Here is a 14,412-nt window from a genome sequence, read left to right on the forward strand (position 1 = left end):
GGCGATCCCTTTGACCACCGATATCGCCCAAATGTTCGACGGCTATGGCCGGCAGGCCCGGCTGTTTCCAGGCTTGCTAACGATCTTTCCGCCCTTGCTAGCGGTCTTTGCCTGGTTCCCCTGGCTGCTTCTGTCCAGCATCGGCGCAACGCTGCTGACGGTGGCCACCTCGTGCGGCCTCCTCTACGCGCTTGGATCCTATGCCCGCACCAAGGGGCGGCGCATCGAGCCCGGCCTGCGAAAGGCATGGGGAGGGTGGCCGACGACCATCATCCTGCGCCACCGCGACAGCCATCTCGATCGGCACACGCGCCAGCGTTACCACAGCTTCTTGAGCTCGGCGGTACCGGACTTGCCGGCAATTCCGACGGCCGAACAGGAGGCTGCGGATCCGTCAGGGTCCGATGCGGTCTATGACTCGGCGGTTGTCTGGCTCAAGGAGATGGCGCGGGGCAAAGACTTCCCGATGGTTCATCGTGAAAATGCGCAATACGGCTTCCGCCGCAACCTGCGTGGCCTGAAATCGGTGGGCATCATCATCTGCGGCCTGACACTGGCCGCATCGGCCGGTGCGATCCTCTACAACAATCCGGGGTTTCTCGATCTGCTGCAGAAGCACGACTGGCGCGCGGCGATCGGCACAATCGTGCCGCTCGGGCCGGCTGTGCTTTCGGCCATGGCCGTCAATGCGGCGGCAATTGTCATCTGGGTCTTCGTCGTGACCAGGCAATGGGTCTGGGAGGCCGGGGTGCAGTACGCCACCGCGCTGCTCGCCGCTTGTGACACGATTAGGCTGCGCCGGGCCCAGCCTAACGCTCCGACAGCGGCGGCTTGAATGGATCTCAGGATTTTCGACGTCGAGCACGGTCAGTGCTCGCATCTTGTCACCGATACGGGCCGGCACGTCCTGATCGATGCGGGTCATAATTCGACAACGAATTGGCGCCCGTCCACTTACCTGCCCGGCAGGGGCATCCGCCATATAGACAAGCTGATCATATCGAATTTTGACGAGGATCATGCGAGCGACCTGCACAATCTGGTGGGGGCTGTCGACATCCGCACTCTGACCAAAAATCCCTCGGTATCTGCGCATAACCTTCGCCGTTTGAAGGAAATTGGCGGGATTGGCCGGGGCATTGACGCCCTGGCGGATATGATGGCGACTTATACTGGATCGGCCGGCGGCGATGTCGATTACGGCGATTTCAGGCTCCGGTGCTTCTGGAACAACTACCCGTCCGAATTTGAAGACGAAAATAACCTGAGCCTGGTCTCCATCATCGAGAGCCACGGTGTCCACATCTGCTTTCCCGGTGACATGGAAGTGGCAGGATGGGAGAGGCTGTTGCGGCGGCAAAGCTTTCGGGCAGCCATGCGCGAGGTCGATATCTTAATCGCTTCGCACCATGGCAGGCTTAACGGCTGCAGCGAACGCCTGTTTCGGGAGACCGGCCTGTTCCCATATTTTGTTGTGATTTCCGATTGTGGACGGGAATACGCCACCCAGGAGACGCAGCGTTGGTACCGGGAGCGATGTCGTGGCATCGATCTGAACGGTCAACGTAGGCGAGTGCTGACCACCCGGAAGGACGGCCGTATACGCGTCCAGACAAGCCCACTGGGGGCGATCGTCGACGTGTTTTGAAGCAACTGAAAGCCAGTACCTCCTATCGACTTTGGTCAGGTCCTAAAACCTCCGTTGCGCTCTGTTTCCATTTCAGTTTGGACGAATGGCCCGTGGTGCACCTGCACGCCACCTCCATTGCACAAACTTTGGCCGCGGCAATTCCTGCCTAATCGGGGATGAGAATGCCCGACAGAGTTGCCAGCGAGATTTTGGTCTCGCAAGACTGCACGAGGCACAGTCTGCTCAGCGGAAGTGACCTAAATTCATTTGCCGACGTTTGGCCCTTCGACGGCAAGAATTTCGAGGCCTTCGATCTCCTGCATTACTTTGCCCGCAATCCCTTGTAGGTCGCCGTACATGCCGACAGTCGACTCGATCACACCCTGGATCTGTGCTTCCCGCTTGGCCCACCCGCGGATGGTGTTTTTGCGCTCCTTGGCGAGGTCGTCCTGCATGTCGGAGAATTTCTCGACGATGGCCTCGATTCGCTGGCGGAAACGGGGCCCAGTCAGATATCCATAGACCAACTCCATCTTGGAGGCCTGTCCGACCTGAACAAGGCGAGAGTTCGCCAATTCGATCAGGGATTGCCGCAACATCACTGCGATCGGCACCGCACAGCGCGGGTGGGCAACGTACACACCCTCGACCAGGTCAAACGTCTCCACGCCAGCCGGTAATGCCTCGGAGATCAGCAGGGCAATGTCCGCCTTTGCGCTGCGCTGATCCGCGCGCAGCTTGGCCAACCAGCCTGCGCTCCAGTTCTTGGTACGCTTCGATTCCCATAAAATGGCGCCACACTGCTGGCCGGCAGGGCCGACGATCCGTTGCAACACGTCGCCGCCATATTCACCTTTGGCAACCGGTTCGATGACGTCGACCGGGAACCTGCTGGCGATCAGCGACTCGAGCTCAAGCTCGAGCACCTCGCCCTGAAGCTGCTGCGAACCCTGCTCGGCCTTGCGCTTCAGCTCCTCAATCTGCCGCTGCATACCAGCGATCTGCTCCTCCTTTTCGGCCACCTTCATCCGGAGCCCCTCTTCTGCTTCCGCTTTGGCCTTGGCGCGGACGAGAGCTAGCCCCTCCTGGACCTTCTTTTCGACCGTCAGATCCAGTTCGCGCTTTTCGTCGTCGAGGGCACGTTGCTGCTTAAGGAACTCGGCCTGCTGTCGCTGAGCCAGCGCCAGCTTTTCACTACGAGCCTGAAGCGTCACCTCGAGGTCGGCGAGCTTCCGGTCCCGCTCCTGGAGGTCCGCCGCCACCAACTGCTTCGCCTTGCGGGCTTCGTCAGCCTCGATCCGAGCCCGTTCCGCCGTGAACTTCTCGGCAACCTTGCCGTCGATGTTTGCCATCGCGGCATCAATCTCCGCTCGCTGTCGCTTGAGGTCTTGTTCCTTGGCCGTCATCGCGGCGTTGGCTTGGGTCAGCCTCCGTTCGTAGTCTTCCTTCGTCGCTGCAATCAACGGTGCGGCGAGTGACTCGTTCAGCTTGATGTTGGTTTTGCAGCTGGGGCAGCTGATTGTCGGTTCGTTGAAAATCCTAGGCTGTTCGGTCATTGCCGCCCCTTCCAAAAGGAATCTGTTTGGGCGGTTATCTTACATCGGAACGGTATAGATCGAAAGAACATAAAGTGAACAGGCTTATTATCCCCTGGTCACATTGACGCCGCGCCCATCAAAGCAGGCGCCGCGCATACGAAGGTCGTGCACTCGTATGTGAGAACATCGGCAGAGCTCTATCCGGGATCTGCAATCGCGAGAAACTGGCTCGGAGTTGCAATGAGCAGAACCGAGGGTGGCGGCCTAACCTGTGCCAGGTCGGCCGCGGTCTTCCAGTCCAGGGCGGACGGTCCCTGTTCAGCCAAGTGACTGTGCCAGGTTCCGACGTCGAGAAGAGCGCCGCCGCTCTCCCGGTTCCGGTCCAGGATTTTGTCATGAAGCCCCTGCGTCCCTAGAACAAACAGGGTAGGGGAGCGCGTGCTGTCTTCCGGCGCGTCGATAACATCGACCACGGTGATGGTCTGGGTTCGCGAGCAACAGGTTCCGATCAGAACACCGCCGGTCTCGACGCCGGGATAAGCAGCGATATCCGCCCTGATCTTGGCTTTGGCCGAGGGCGAAAGCCGCAAGTGCCATCCTAGCTTTTCAACCCCGACCTCTACAAACGGTGGCACGATCACCCGTCGGACCGTCGTGGATACCCCCTCGGCATCGCGGTTGAACACCAAAAGCTCGCCGTTCTCCACCGTCGAGCTCATCAGACGCATTACCTGTTCGACGGCCAGCCCAGTCATCGCCGACAATCTGGCGTCAGTCATCGGCATGGTCAGTGTTCCACAACCCTCGCCGATCTGGATATTGCTGAGACCGAACTCCGGATCGAATAGAAGTGTGCGTTCACGAGGCGTAACGTCGGCGTAGAGGTGGACGACTAGGTCGTCCAGCGATGGGTTACGCGCGGGACCTTCCCACAGAACGAAGGCGCCTTCGCCCCTGCCGAAAAGCGCGATCTCGCCGATTCTTACTGACAGGTCGTCGTAGGAAATAGACGACAGGGCACTGCGGACGAGTAGCGACGCTGTCGTATTCAACAACACCTTAGTGTCCGGCGGCGCGATCACTTTAAGCTGGTCGGGATCGCGGATACCGTCAACGACGTCCCCATCAAAGATCGTAGGCGTTAGGCCCAGTGGCTTGAGTTCATCTACCAACTCTTGCGCCTTGCCCTGTCCAATGCCATCGCGCACCAGCGCGTGCCGGGCCATGTTGTGGGGCTGGAGAAGCCTTGCGTCGGATAACGCGGTAACCTTTGCTCCGGCCCTCGCGAGATGAAGCGTCGTCTTTGAGCCGACACTACCACAACCAACAATCGCCACAGGCGCAAGGTTCGGGGCACCGGATACCTCTCGCAGCAGCGACGGCGTCGGCTTCTCGAGTGGTCGGAGCGGCACCACCGCCTTTCCGGCAGGCCCTTCGAACAATGACCTGCGCCCAGGGAGCGCCGCAATCTCAAAAGCATAGGGGATGAGCTCGATCGATGAGTCACGATCCATCATCCGAAACGGCCGTCGAACGCAAAGGACCACGCCCACCGGGCCGAGAAATGCGGTATTCCGACCTCTCCACCGAGTCGCAAGCCGCTGGAGGAACGTGTCGAAGCTGGCCTCCACGCCGCATTCCTTAGCCCGGGCGGACAACTCGTCCAAGTTCTCGACGGTGTCCGGCAGGAAATTGGCGTTCACGGTCTTTTCGTCCGGCCAGAAAACACCGGTGACGGTCGTTCCAATGGTGAAGCCGCTCTCGTGCACCCTGGAATTGAACGGGAAAGCCTTGAAGTTGCCAACGAGAGCCGACAATTCGTTGTCGGGTTCGAGCCAAACGTCTTTGCCGGCACCAAAAACACCAGACCGGCCGGCCAAAAAGCGGGTCGACAAGACGACCGAACCAGTGCCTTTGCTAACCTGGCTCCGAACGTAGGAAGTGTCGAACACCATCCAATCCGGCAGTTGGCCTCGCAAAGGTGGTTCCCAGCCCTGCTGAGCCGACATGAGTGTTCCCTGGGCTGCCTTGACCAGCCAAACGCACATTTGTTCGATGATGAAGGCGACCCCCAATTCCAGCATGCCGTGCTGGTTGAAGAACTCGTCCAGCGAGCCGTCAATCAGACAGGGCACTGGTGGTCGCCGAATCGAGCCGGGTGTCAAATGCGGGAGATCACGGGGAAAATCGTCGCGTAGATAGAAGCGAGGGCTACGCCGCGGATAATCGGACGATAGGAGCACTTCGACGCGCTCGACCTTCCGCACTCCGTTGGGGCTCTGGCCCCGTGTCCGGAACACGAAGGGCATGTTCACGTCAAGATTAAGGGCGATCCGTGCCTCGACTTCGGTCACACTCGCGAGATCGGCGGACCTCACGTTCGGGTGCTCGTGAGCGACACGCAGAAAATGTTCCGCGTGTCGCTGCATGTCAGCCAAGGCCATCAGCCATGCGCCCGGGCAGTGGTGGTGACGGTAGTGACGCCGGCGATCGCCGCCGCCTTCGCGGCACCCAACATCTGTTTCTTGGAAATTCCGGTGCTGGCGATAGTCAGTTCGAGGGGGCGGTCGTTGGCGTTCGTGTACTCGGACGTGCAGATGAAGCGGTCATCATCGCCATCGACGATCGACACGTATTCTCGCTTCGCGCGCTCGTGCGGCGGGTTGTCGTCGTCCTTCTTGATCGGCTTGCAGCTGGCCACGATCACGGCACCTTCGCGGGTCTGCGAAAGGGCCTTGCGCGCGTCCTCTGAGACCTCGGCATCTTCGCCATAGATCGACCAGCGATCATGGCTGAGGGTGCGCCAGCTGCAGTGGTGTGGTGTTTCCATCACGTCGAAACTGAACCAATCGGGATGGTTCTCGCCGTTCTTCTGCCAAAGGAGTTCCCAGATGCTCACATCGGCGTCGCCGCCCGTGAGGAACCGGCATTTGTCCGAGTAGCCGTCAGCGGCGATCGAGAACCGTAGGATCACACTCGAATTGTTGCGCTCAAGCGTTTCGATGAGCTCCTGATCCTCGGAGTCGACGTATCCGGGCGCAAGCAACCTCGCCTCAAAAGCTCCCGCGATGACGCGGTCGGCGGCATAGATCATGCCGTCCTGCTTGATGAGGATGCCCTGAATGTCGTCAGTCTTTCCGTCCTTGTCCTCGCCAAGGACGAGGATGCGATCACCCGGCCCGGTCCCGAACGCGCCACCGTCTTTGTAAAGCTTGACCCGCCGTCTGGCTTCAGTCGCCCAAGCCAGAGCGTCGTCGCAGAGCTTATGGTTCTTACTGGCCCGGCGGAAGACGATCGGCGAAGACCACATCTCCCGGATTATGATCTTGCCGGAGTCCTTCGGGTAATCACTAGGCGCGCCCAAATGGAAATGATTGCGCAGTCCAGTGACGTGGTCTTGGTCTGGATGCGAAAGCACGAAGACATCGACATAGGGGCGCCCCTGGTCGTCTTTCTTCAAACGATCCTTAAGGTCCTTGGCGACGTCGTACGCTTCATCGTCGTCCGGATCATCGGCGGCCCCGCGGATATTGATATCCACAAGAATGTTCTGGCCATTATCGAGCGTGAGCAAGGCCATGTCCCCGTTATCGACGGGGAAAAATGTTAGATTTGCAGTCATATCAGTTCCCATGAAGGCAAGCGTCGGCATCCACGCTCACGCGTGGTCCAACAACTCGGCGCGCCGGCGCCTTGTCAGTGAAGCCTCTGGGCACTAGACGAACTTGTCAGGGATCGTTCTGGTGGTCTGTCGGGGCCCCGTGCGGCGCCAGCTGAGCCACAGGAACGAACAAACGAAAGGCAGGCGATGAGAATCATCGTCTGCCTTTTTTATAGGCGTTTTCGCCCGAAAAAGCAACTACCTCTGCGGCGTGCGAACACCTAAAATAATGATTTTCTGTGGATTGTCAATTCGGTCTTGACAGGAAATTCACGACAAAACGTCGCAGCCCATGTCTAGGACCTTATTCCTCTTATGTAAGAACCTGAGCTATTGCTTTCAAGACACCGGTCAGAGCAGGCGAAACGTGACCCGCGCGGCCCAGGGAAGTGTTGTCGGCAATGTTGTTTGCAGCTTTTTATGGGACGGCTCTTAATGTACAATTGAGCGGTGGGCCGATGCTTCAGCTTGAAGAGTAGAGCGGGTGTTCTTGGAGGAGGGGATGTTGAAGTCAGGCTCATTGCTACAGCTACCGCCGGTGAGGCTAAACCGCTTGGCACGGACCAGGGCCGGCGTCGTGCTCCTCGGGGCGATGATGGTGGGTTGTGCTATTGGCCCGGCGGCTGCCTGGGGACCTGAAGGCCATTCTATTGTCGCCGAGATTGCCCAAAGGCGCCTGTCGGCGACGGCTCTGACAGAGGTCAAGCGCATTCTTGGTGGTGAGGTCTCGATGGCTTCGGTGGCCAGCTGGGCGGACGATGTGCGGTACTCCGTCCATCCCGAGAGCTACAACTGGCATTTCGTCGATATTCCGCTCGCCAACGATACCTATGACCCGGTGTCGGAATGTGCCGCCAATGCTCAGGGCGACTGTGCGATCGCCGAGATCGACCGCGCCGAGCACGAAATCACCTGCGCTTCGGACCCGATGCAGCGCCGCGACAGTCTCCGCTATCTCATCCACGTTGTCGGCGATATCCATCAGCCATTTCATACGGTCGCTGACAACATCGGGGAGAACACACTGACCGTAACCGTGAAGTTCGGCGGATTGATCAAGAGTCCCCCAAAATTTCCGGGCGACAATCTCCATGCCGTGTGGGACAGCACAATCATCAAGCAGACAACCTATGCCTGGGGTTCTTATGTGGATCGGCTCGAGGGCGATTGGCTGCTGAAACATCCAGAAGCTTCGCAGACCCTGGATCCGGTCGCCTGGACCCTGGAGGCGCACGCGTTGGCCAAGGACATGTCAGCCGGCGTCGCCACTGGCACTGTTTTGGATGACGCCTACTACAATAAGGCCCTGCCGATCGTGGACCAACAGCTCGGCCGCGCGGGCTTGCGTCTGGCCGCAGTGCTGAACCGGTGGCTTTCGACGGCGCCGGCATGTCCGCTGCCGTAAGCTCGCAGAGGCCGGCTCTTACTCAAACCTGAGTGGGCTATCCAAATCCAAGCCGCCTTGCAGCCAGGCGCGATCGCTTACAGCGAAGAAAGCAAGGAGGGGAACCTCAGTGGAGCGGGGTCGGACCCGCATCTGCCGGGTAGAAGCCGGCCGTTCTACCATTGAACTACTGACGCGCGAGGAGGCGCCAACCGGCAGCTAGCCGAAGGTGCAAGGGAGGTTTCCTTAGTAGGTTGGGGTGTTAGAGCCTTCCCGGTAAAAGCGGGATACGCATCGTCTTCGCGACGGTGCGTTTTCTATTTGCCGCCAGCGCGTGATGCTTTCTCTAGATCGAGAGCGGAAACTGGGCGTGCGATGTCACCGGCTCTTCTACTTTTCAATTGACAACGATATAAAGACAGAGGGCAGCGGGGTAAAGTGCTATGGGCGACATCGCCGCGAAACTCTCATCTTACAATATTTTCACCAATCTCATTCCTGGGGCCGTCTTTGCGTTCATTATGAAACGCCTCGAAATTTATGACTTCGGGTCGCTCTCCGCCGTCGTTGACGTCATCATGTATTATTTCCTGGGTGTTGTCATAAGCCGCATTGGATCGGTCATTCTCCAGCCGATCTTGAAGGGAATAGGCTTCGTAGAGCACGGCGAGTACTCGAAGTTCATCGTGGCCGAGTCGAAGGATCCGAAGATCGCGGTCCTTCTCGAATCCAGCAATTTCTATCGGTCGCTTTGTTCCGTCTTACTGACGACGCTAGCAGCCTACGGCGTCAAGTTGGCGGCGGGGTATTTCGCCTGGTCGCTGCGCTCGATCGAGGTATGCACGGTCATTTTCCTACTGGTGCTTTTTCTGCTTTCCTACCGAAAGCAAACGATGTTCATCGAAAATCGTGTGCAGCACCATAGCCAGCAGCCATAGCTCGGTGAGCGACTGACCCAATCTTGAAAATCAATGGGATGCTATAGAACATGCCGACGCCGCCTCCTGACGTAGATGGCCTCTCGAAATATCCAAGGATGACCGGTTGGTTCGGTCCTGTCTTGCTGTTGCGCTTGCTTTGGCGAGTGGTGTTGTCAGATTTGTTTGGTCAGTACGCGGATCGGCGCCTCATCGTAGCCGCTCTTGACTCAGCCATGCCTGAGGAGCTGGTCGGGCGCGCGCGCCAATTCATGCCGGGGCAGCGGAACGAACAGGTGTGGAGCCTGGAGCCCGATGCCGACGGCGCTGTTTGGGTCGACTTCGTCGCCGACCTCGGTGATGGGTTCGACGCCACCTTCGCCATAGCCTCGCTGCTCGCACAGGACTCGCTGTCGGTCGATGGCCAGCAACTGAAGCGCGGCCAGATGTTGGTCATGGGCGGCGACGAGGTCTATCCGCGCGCCGCACCAGAGACCTATCAGAAACAACTCCGGGATCCGTATGACTGGGCATTTCCGGATCCGAATCCGGGTCTGCTGAAGGGCCCGCCGGTCTTTGCAGTTCCCGGAAACCACGATTGGTATGACGGGCTGGTTCTGTTTCTGGCCCTGTTTTGTCGCAAGGACCATATGCATCTTGGCGGGTGGCGCACCCATCAGCGGCGGAGCTATTTCGCCGTGCAGTTGACGGACCAGTGGTGGATATGGGCGATCGACGCTCAGCTCGCCGACGATGTGGATCAGCCGCAGAAGGAGTACTTCCGCGAAATCGCCAAGGCTATGCCTGACAACGCTAAAATCATCCTTTGCGGGCCAGAGCCTGGATGGCTCTATACAGGTCAGACAGGAAACAAGGCGCTTGGCGTGATGAGCTACATCGGCTGGATCGCCGTGAACCAGCGCCGCGGTCTGACAATCCCTCTCGTGCTCTCAGGCGACACCCACCACTACAGCCGCTATATAGCGGACGACGGCAACACCCAGTTCGTGACCTCCGGGGGTGGCGGGGCATTTCTGCATCCGACCCACCAGGTCGAGCCGCGCGTCGATCTCGACAGGGGCAAGGACGGTTATTCTTGGCTCGCGGGGCATATTAAGGCTCTCACGCTGGGTTCGAATGCGCAGGGTAGGGAAGCCGTCTACCCCTCGAAAACCGAGAGTCTGTCGATGCTTCGCGGGAACTTCGGGTTTGTGGCATACAACCCGGGCTTCGCGCTGGTCCTTGGAGTTCTTTATTGGATCGTTTCCCTGATTGGAAAAGCGCTGCCGTCCGACGTCTACTATATAGCTCCAATTCTGCTGATTGGCGGCTTCTGGGGGTATACCAAGAAGCAAGAGGGCGGCGGCCTCAAGACGGCGCTGGTCTCGGCGGCCAATGGCCTAGCGCACTGCCTCGGCGCGACAGTGACCGCATTGGCCGTGGCATGGATCAACGACCACTATGTCGACCTGGCCGGTTGGCCGAGAAGCTCTTTCCTGTTGTCAGCGGCCGAAACGATCCTGCTTGGCGGACTGATCGGCGGCACTCTTTTTGGAGTCTATCTTTACGTCACTTCCCGCTGGCTGGACATGAACCACAACGATGCCTTCAGCTCCATGCGACGCAACAGTCATCGGCATTTTCTCAGAATGCGTATCAAGGGCGATACCGTGACCGTCTTTCCGGTCGGACTTAAGGATATTCCGAAGAGGGAAGATTGGCGGCCGAATGCCGAAAGAGCCGGACAACCGCCGCCGGCGTACGTTCCGAAATCGCCCCTCAAGCCCGAACTGATCGAGGAGCCTTTTTCCGTCAAGTAATGTCCGTTTTAGACCAGGATTCCCCAGGGCATCGGAGGTGACCATCAAGCCGGAGGATTCAGAGCAAGGCCCTTAGCCTGTCTTAACGATACGACCGCGGGATTCTCTGTCGCGTTCACGCATGCGGCGCGACCGATAGGCCTCGCTCTCCTCGTAGGTGTGCGAATGGGTCGTCAACTTAGAAGCCAGCGCCTTGATCTCCGGGTTACCGTCGATCGCGTCTTGGATGTCATCGATGACGTTGCGTAGAATTTTTCGCGTGCGGCCTGCAAACATGCGATCATTTTCGCAGGCACAGCCGGCCTCAACCAAATTAAGAATTTCGCCGAGAATTTCCTCCTGCGTATCCTTCTGGCCATTTGCCAGGTCGAAAGCTCGCCATTCTGCGCGCATCGACTCAGCGAGCGACATATAAAGCGAAGCTGAGGTCGCCCGACGATTTCCGCGCATTTCCCAGGCGGACAACAAAAAGGCTGCGGCAGTGCCTAAAAGGCCGCCGGCCGCCAGCCAATCGGAGAGGTCTCCCGGCATTTAATCGGCTAGGGCTTCGCCTTACCGTCTTGAGCTGAGCCTGAGGTGCTGGTGTTGGACTGAGAAGAGCTCCCGCCGTTGTTGCCGGTAGAACCCCATCCGCTGAGCCGGTCGCTTACTTTGGCGTTAGACGTTGTTCTAATCTGGTCAACGTGCTCAATCTTTGTACTGGTTTTTTCACCGGTCATGTCGGCTCTCTCCTTGACAAGAAATCCGTGGGCACCGTCAGATGGATGATTATCGACCGGCTGGCTTCGGTGACCCCTTCTTGGGCGCATCCTGCTTCGAGCTTATTCTTTTCGTGCCTGGTTGAGGCAGTTCCGCCGCAAACTTCCTGAGTCGATCGGCGACCTTCAGATTCGAAACGGTAGCGCCTTCAGAATTCATCAGCGGGAGGTCAAACGGGTTGAACGGTTTTTCTGACATGCGAATCTCCAAATTTTGATCAAGCAGTTTAGCGCCGAGGCGGGTTGTCGCCAAGCGCGCCACCTGCTGATCTGCCAAATGCATGCCAGGATGCGGCCGGCCATAAGCGGGCGTTGTGCGGGGATCGTCGTTAGCGAAGTCAGGGGTGCAGTCCACGGTCGTAGCAGCGCTACAAGGGCGATATCTTGGATCGGCCGATGTAAGCCGGGTGTGCAGGCGAGGGTGCCGGCAGCCTTGCCCTGAGGCATGGTCGGCATGGCGTTGACCTTGCCAGGCATTGGAGGCGCCAGAACGCCAATCGCGGATCGCATGACTAACCCGCAATATCGGTCATGATCGCGAAAGCTGAGGCAGCCGACCGGCAAACTCGCCTTGGGACGCTGATCCATGATACGCGGTGCATGCCTTGGGTGAGTCCATCGGGCCAGGATTTTGAGGCCACTCGACCGTGTCGCCAGTTCTGACAAGGGGATGATACCAGTCTTTACCGAATGTATCCGAGAGGCTGCTCAGGACCTTGCCGTGGATGATGTAAGGATTCTCTCCGGCAAGGCAATCAGAGCAGACGCCGCCAACGCTCGCTTGCAACTCTGTTCCCGCTCCAAAGTCGGAGAAGGGTCGTGAACCACCCAAGGGAAATTCGAACGTCTGTCCGTTCTTCCCATTGTCCCAAAAGCAGGTCTTTGAAGTGTCGCGCCCCAGGCATATCACTCCGTCGAGCTGAACCACGTTGTTGACATCGTAGCGAGGCAGGGCGACGCAAAAGCCGGGAGGGGAGGTGCTCGTCCAGGTCAAGACCTCCGCATCGATGCTGCGAACGATGAACAGATCCGCACGGCATAAGGCTGGCTCCGCGCTTCAGTAACCTGGGTCCAGAGTTTCGTTCGTAAAATGCGCTTCAGCGCATTGTTCTTCTGGCGGATTCGATCGTCGGCTTGGGGTGGAATAGCGTCAAGGAGCCAATCCACAAGGTTGGCGTCTAATATCAGGCCGGCTTGTTCGTCCAATGTCAGGCCCGTCCTGAGACGCTGATCCAGCTTGTGAAATCCCGGTGCTGGGCGTCAGTCAATCGTGCCGCGAGCCGCGCTTTGTACCAAGCCAAAGCCGCGCCTACCGACTGCAAAGTGGGGGATATTTCGTTGCCTGCTTGGTCGAAGATGGCCCCATGACCGACAAAAGCGATAGGATCGTCACCTTGGCTTTGAGCAAAAGCGATCGAAGATATGAATCCGGAAAGCAAAAGGGTAAATGAGGTATATAGCCCGACAAGACGAAGCTGTTGAAACATAGAACCCTCTTTCGACGGCTCCGAGGCCAATTCCGTATCCCGGCAGCGATCCCAACCTACAGGCCTACCAGCTCGGCGTCGGACATGTTGCATGCCCTGCACTCTGCCTCGCTGACGAGGATTGGTCCCCTGTATGTGCCGGTTTTCGGATTCAGGACCCATTTCTCATATACATCTCCGATCTTATAGCAGCGGCATGCGTACGCCTCATTGTTCGCCTGTTTCGCAAACAGTTCGACTGACGCTTTTTTGTTTCTCTTGGCCATGGTGGTGCTCGCAACTGATGTACGGTTACTGAAACTATTGCGCGTTGGCATTCGCTAGATTTGCACTGACGGTTGTCCCGACATCTGCCGCAAAGGCAGCGCTGGCGGCCGCAGGTGCTAATGCGGTCGGCCGCATAAGGGGTTTTCCGGTGGCCGGGTTGATCTTCGGCTTTTTGGTTATGGGATCGATAACCACCAAGGACCAATTGGGATCGGGTGGGCCAAACGTGATCGTCAGATCCTGTATCCGGTCACGCGTCGCGCTAAGGAAGTTCCCCGACGGGTTGACCGTCGCCCTAACGAATTTCCATCCGGGGGTGACGTTGCCGGTGGAAACGATCTCGAACTTGACCTGATGCGAGATTACATTCGACTTATTGGGCCCGCTCGGGTTCGCAGGAGCCGGGGTATCTCGGTTGCCTATGCTGATCATGGTCGCCTGCAGCCACTCGTACAACTTCAGATCGCCCTGAAGAATGAACGGCCCGGTGTTGCGTTCACTTGGATCGCAGGCTTGAAGGGATTTCAATTCGGCTACCGTGAAAAACGATCCGATCTTGTCGATGCGCGTAGCATCCGCGGAAAGGGTGCCGCCGAGATTAACGTTGAAAACCCTGGTGGTAGGGCTCGGTGGAAGCAAGTTGACGACCGGATTGACTGAGCTCTTCTCTTCGGTCGTGAGGGTCAGCGACAACTGGGCAGCCCAAGAATCAAACCACCCCAGATTCCGGTTCAAAGGGTCGATTTTCTGGTTCTCGGCATAAAGGTGCACCACCGCGTCTTGAATCTCACATCTTACATTGCGAGCGATCGCATTGACGAAATCCGTGCGCGCATGCTCAGACGCGAAAGCGTTCTCCTGGATCTCGGGGACCCGAGTTCCGCACGCGGAAAGAGCAAGGCAAGTTAAAGCAATGAGAGGTCTTGTCTTGGCCGCCATAACGTCTTCCC

General features: G+C 58.3%; 12 protein-coding genes and 1 tRNA gene. 5 read left to right on the top strand and 8 right to left on the bottom strand.

Annotation, left to right across the window (positions count from 1 at the left end; translation table 11 throughout):
- The first annotated feature begins 10 nt into the window (after nucleotides 1-10).
- Both FJ988_RS19250 and FJ988_RS19255 read left to right on the top strand, forming a co-directional pair.
- Entirely contained in the window at nucleotides 11-835 is an 825-nt protein-coding gene (locus FJ988_RS19250) for a hypothetical protein (protein ID WP_140819926.1), read from the top strand.
- On the top strand, nucleotides 836-1,648 hold the full coding sequence (locus FJ988_RS19255; protein WP_140819927.1) for a ComEC/Rec2 family competence protein: 813 nt from the start codon (nucleotides 836-838) through the stop codon (nucleotides 1,646-1,648).
- A 245-nt stretch (nucleotides 1,649-1,893) separates the two neighbouring features.
- Here FJ988_RS19255 and FJ988_RS19260 read toward each other — a convergent pair whose 3' ends face one another.
- The 3 genes from FJ988_RS19260 to FJ988_RS19270 form a co-directional block, all read right to left on the bottom strand.
- Entirely contained in the window at nucleotides 1,894-3,186 is a 1,293-nt protein-coding gene (locus FJ988_RS19260) for a DUF2130 domain-containing protein (protein ID WP_140819928.1), read from the bottom strand.
- Nucleotides 3,187-3,365: 179 nt separating this feature from the next.
- Nucleotides 3,366-5,612, bottom strand: a complete 2,247-nt coding sequence (locus FJ988_RS19265) for a Mov34/MPN/PAD-1 family protein (RefSeq protein ID WP_140819929.1) — start codon at nucleotides 5,610-5,612, stop codon at nucleotides 3,366-3,368.
- Nucleotides 5,612-6,748, bottom strand: coding sequence for a metallohydrolase (locus FJ988_RS19270; RefSeq protein WP_246688592.1), 1,137 nt, complete (start codon nucleotides 6,746-6,748; stop codon nucleotides 5,612-5,614). The genes FJ988_RS19265 and FJ988_RS19270 overlap by 1 nt, the downstream gene beginning before the upstream one ends.
- 634 nt (nucleotides 6,749-7,382) lie before the next feature.
- Between FJ988_RS19270 and FJ988_RS19275 the strand changes: the two genes are divergently transcribed.
- Nucleotides 7,383-8,234 (top strand): S1/P1 nuclease, encoded by an 852-nt coding sequence (locus tag FJ988_RS19275; protein WP_181183592.1) that lies wholly within the window; start codon nucleotides 7,383-7,385, stop codon nucleotides 8,232-8,234.
- Between the two features lie 105 nt (nucleotides 8,235-8,339).
- On the opposite strand, the gene FJ988_RS19280 is transcribed toward FJ988_RS19275, so the two are convergent.
- Nucleotides 8,340-8,407 (bottom strand) — tRNA-Arg (locus FJ988_RS19280).
- Nucleotides 8,408-8,656: 249 nt separating this feature from the next.
- Here FJ988_RS19280 and FJ988_RS19285 point away from each other — a divergent pair.
- Nucleotides 8,657-9,151: a hypothetical protein gene (locus tag FJ988_RS19285; RefSeq protein WP_140819931.1), complete on the top strand. Its 495-nt coding sequence runs from the start codon at nucleotides 8,657-8,659 to the stop codon at nucleotides 9,149-9,151.
- 98 nt (nucleotides 9,152-9,249) lie between these two features.
- A complete protein-coding gene (locus FJ988_RS19290; protein ID WP_246688593.1) occupies nucleotides 9,250-10,950 on the top strand; it encodes a metallophosphoesterase in 1,701 nt (566 codons plus the stop codon).
- 72 nt (nucleotides 10,951-11,022) lie between these two features.
- On the opposite strand, the gene FJ988_RS19295 is transcribed toward FJ988_RS19290, so the two are convergent.
- The 4 genes from FJ988_RS19295 to FJ988_RS19310 all read right to left on the bottom strand — a co-directional run bounded on the left by FJ988_RS19295 (nucleotide 11,023) and on the right by FJ988_RS19310 (nucleotide 14,401).
- Nucleotides 11,023-11,481, bottom strand: a complete 459-nt coding sequence (locus FJ988_RS19295) for a hypothetical protein (protein ID WP_140819933.1) — start codon at nucleotides 11,479-11,481, stop codon at nucleotides 11,023-11,025.
- Between the two features lie 237 nt (nucleotides 11,482-11,718).
- The gene (locus FJ988_RS19300) at nucleotides 11,719-11,991 is read right to left on the bottom strand and encodes a hypothetical protein (RefSeq protein WP_140819934.1); all 273 of its coding nucleotides are present in this window, start codon (nucleotides 11,989-11,991) and stop codon (nucleotides 11,719-11,721) included.
- Nucleotides 11,992-12,916: 925 nt separating this feature from the next.
- Complete coding sequence (locus tag FJ988_RS19305) at nucleotides 12,917-13,195, bottom strand: hypothetical protein (RefSeq protein ID WP_140819935.1); 279 nt, start codon at nucleotides 13,193-13,195, stop codon at nucleotides 12,917-12,919.
- Nucleotides 13,196-13,495: 300 nt separating this feature from the next.
- The gene (locus FJ988_RS19310; protein WP_140819936.1) at nucleotides 13,496-14,401 is read right to left on the bottom strand and encodes a hypothetical protein; all 906 of its coding nucleotides are present in this window, start codon (nucleotides 14,399-14,401) and stop codon (nucleotides 13,496-13,498) included.
- Nucleotides 14,402-14,412 lie beyond the last annotated feature (11 nt).

This window comes from Mesorhizobium sp. CU3, from assembly GCF_006442965.1.
GTDB lineage: Bacteria > Pseudomonadota > Alphaproteobacteria > Rhizobiales > Rhizobiaceae > Mesorhizobium.